At 60.6% G+C, this 3,266-nt stretch carries 3 protein-coding genes; all 3 read right to left on the reverse strand.

The window, feature by feature from the left end:
- Positions 1–1,823: NAD-dependent DNA ligase LigA (ligA, locus tag WCG50_RS18550; RefSeq protein WP_336901079.1), on the reverse strand; the 1,823-nt coding region annotated here is incomplete at its 3' end.
- A 79-nt stretch (positions 1,824–1,902) separates the two neighbouring features.
- Positions 1,903–2,937 (reverse strand): cell division protein FtsZ, encoded by a 1,035-nt coding sequence (locus WCG50_RS18555; protein WP_336901080.1) that lies wholly within the window; start codon positions 2,935–2,937, stop codon positions 1,903–1,905.
- A 5-nt stretch (positions 2,938–2,942) separates the two neighbouring features.
- Positions 2,943–3,266 (reverse strand): hypothetical protein (locus WCG50_RS18560; RefSeq protein WP_336901081.1); only part of this gene is annotated, 324 nt, incomplete at its 5' end.

Here is a 3,266-nt window from a genome sequence, read left to right on the forward strand (position 1 = left end):
AACGTGCGCAGGCTCAAGGCCACGATCGGGCCGACATCATTGACTTGCAGCAGTTGCTCGACGGTCGCGTTCATGATGGCATCCAGGTTGCCAAAATGGCGCGCCAATTCTTTGGCAGTGGCCTCACCGACGTGGCGAATACCGAGCCCAAACAAGAAACGAGGCAAGGTAGTTTTTTTGGATTTTTCAATCGCATCCAGCAGATTCTGAGCCGACAGCACCGCCATACGGTCCAATCCTTTCAAGGAATCCATGGCGAGTTTTTGCTTGTCGTCGTCAGTCAGGGATTGCGCCAATTGGTCCGTAGTCAGACTGAGTAATTCGGCTTGCGAGCGAAAGCCCAAGCGGTACAAGTCGGGCAGAACCTTGACCACATCGCGGTCCACCAGCTGATCAACCAGTTTGTCGCCCAAGCCCTCAACCTCAACCGCCCGCCGCTGGGCAAAGTGCAATATCGCTTGCTTGCGCTGGGCGGCACAAAACAACCCACCGGTGCAGCGGTGATTGACCTCGGTTTTTTCGCGCACCACCGCGCTGCCGCACACCGGACACTGGCGCGGCATGCGGAAGTTGGGCACATACTGTGGTCGCTCAGCCGGCACCACACCGACCACCTCGGGAATCACATCGCCAGCGCGGCGCACGATGGCCATGTCGCCGACGCGCACCCGTTTGCGGCGCAACTCGAACAGGTTGTGCAGGGTGGCATTGGTCACATTGACGCCACCGACAAACACCGATTGCAAGCGTGCCACCGGCGTGAGCTTGCCGGTGCGCCCGACCTGCACGTCGATACCCAGCACCCGTGTTTGTTGCTCCTGCGCCGGAAACTTGTGCGCCACCGCCCAGCGCGGCTCACGCGTGACAAAGCCCATGCGGCGTTGCAGCGCCAAGCTGTTGACCTTGTAAACGACACCGTCAATGTCAAAACCCAGGCCTTCACGCTGCGCGCCAATGGTGTTGTAATACGCTACTAATTCAATAGCACCTTGTGCAATAGATACCTGGGCTGCAACCGGAAAACCCCATAATTTCAGGGTTTGCAGCAGCGCATAGTGCGTGGCAAACTCAGGGCCACCGGCCTCCACTGGCGTGATCTCGCCCAAGCCATAGGCAAAGAAACTCAAGGGCCGCTGGGCCGCAATCGTCGGGTCGAGTTGGCGCACCGCACCGGCGGCAGCGTTGCGGGTGTTGACGAAGGTTTTTTGCCCGCGCTCGCGCTGCTGTTCGTTCAGGCGTTCGAAGTCGTCGCGGCGCATATAGACTTCGCCCCGCACTTCCAGCACGGGGGGCACACCGGCGGGGAGACGCAGCGGAATCTGTCCGATGGTGCGGATGTTTTGGGTGACGTCTTCGCCCATTTCACCGTCACCCCGCGTGGCGGCCTGCACCAGCACACCGTGCTCGTAACGCAGGCTCATGGCCAAACCATCAAATTTGGGTTCAGCCACGTACTCCACCGGGGGCGCCGATTCATCCAAGCCCAACTCGCGCCGCACGCGGGCATCAAAATTCTGGGCGCCACTGGCTTCGGTATCGGTCTCGGTGCGGATGCTCAACATCGGCACCGCGTGGCGCACGCTCACGAACTGGTCCAGCGGGCGACCACCGACCCGTTGTGTCGGGGAATCGGGGGTGATCAATTCGGGGTGCTGCGCCTCGATCGCCTGCAATTCCTGAAACAGACGGTCGTATTCGGCATCAGGAATCGTAGGCGCATCCTCCACGTAATAGCGGTGCGCGTGCTCGTGCAGGGTTTGCCGAAGCTGCGCCACGTGCGCGGGATCAGGCAGGGGCGTCAGAGAAGAAAACAAGTCTTGCATAAGCTATCGAAAATTAATGTCGGGTGACCCTGAGCGGACCTGACCAACCCGTTTGAAGCGCACGAAGCGTGGCTGAGACTCAAGAAAAAAGGCGACGCGCCAAAGCAGAACCGGCCGACAGGTCGCGCCGGTCCAGCGTGTCGTACAGGTGTTCCAACTCGGCAGCAATCACGTCCAGCGCTTCGGGCGGCAGCAGCGTGCCGTTGTCATCGGTCACCACCCCGTCCATGGTGCTGGCCAGCGACACGGCGGCCTCGCGCATGCGCATAAACGCCTGCTCGCTGCGGTCGACCTGGGCCACATCCAGGCTCAAATTGACTTCGCGAATGGCCGACAGGGCCGGGTCATCGGCCAGCGCGGCTTGCGCATCAAAACTCAAACCCAACACCGGTGGCAGCCCGGCAGAACTGGCCGGCACCACCATGCGCCCGGGAATCGCACCCGCCACAAACCCCAGTCGCGACGCATTTTGCTGCACATAACCGGGACTCCAGGCGGCATTGCGGGCGCGCAACACAAAGCCCAACTGGGCATCGTGGTCACCGGCAAACTGGTCCAGCTCACGGGCGCGGGAAACTTCTTCGCGCATCTCCGGAAAATCGGGGGTGCCATTGATGGCATCGCAAAAGCTCTGTGTCTTCATCACAAACTCAGAGTACTCAATTTCGTTGAGAGCCCCGGAGCGGTTGGCCAGTTGCACGCCGGCCTGAAAAGTGGCGTAACGCTGCCCGGCCTGTGGCATTTCCCAACTCTGGCTGGCGTCGTTGAAACCCTCTATGGCAAAGGGTTTGCTGCCTGCGCGGCGTGTGCTGGGCATGGCGGCCAGCGCGGCTTCGCCCGAAATGGGGCTGTCCAGCGTGATCGGGGCCATGACGTCAATCAAGGCGTCCAAGCCTGGTTTCTTTTCCATGACCGGCAACGGAAAGTCGGCGACATCGAAGGCGGCGGCGTCAAGACCCGGCTCAATGCCCTCCCCCATGAGCGGCTCGGTCGGAAACTCGTCCGGCGTAGCTTGGCGAGGCAGGTTCTTGCGCGAGGTCCAGGCAGCATGCACGGCCATGGTGGCCAATACCAACACGCCGACCACCGCCAAACCGATTTGAAGATTGCTCATAGACATCAATAAACCTCCGCCATCGAAACCGCCGCATCCATATCGACCGCCACGATGCGGGACACGCCCTGCTCCTGCATCGTGACGCCGATCAGTTGTTCGGCCATTTCCATGGCAATTTTGTTGTGACTGATGAACAAGAACTGGGTGCCCTTGCTCATGCTTGAAACCAGCTTGGCATAACGCTCGGTGTTGGCATCGTCCAGCGGTGCATCGACCTCGTCCAGCAAGCAAAAAGGCGCCGGGTTGAGCTGGAAGATGGCAAACACCAGCGCAATCGCCGTCAGCGCTTTTTCGCCGCCGGAGAGCAGGTGAATGGTCTGGTTCTT

This window comes from Rhodoferax sp., from assembly GCF_037143375.1.
Taxonomy (GTDB): Bacteria; Pseudomonadota; Gammaproteobacteria; order Burkholderiales; family Burkholderiaceae_C; genus Rhodoferax.

Excerpts from the sequence above, each read along its gene's own strand:
- WCG50_RS18555 (WP_336901080.1), bottom strand. The coding sequence starts at position 2,937 with ATGAGCAATCTTCAAATCGGTTTGGCGGTGGTCGGCGTGTTGGTATTG.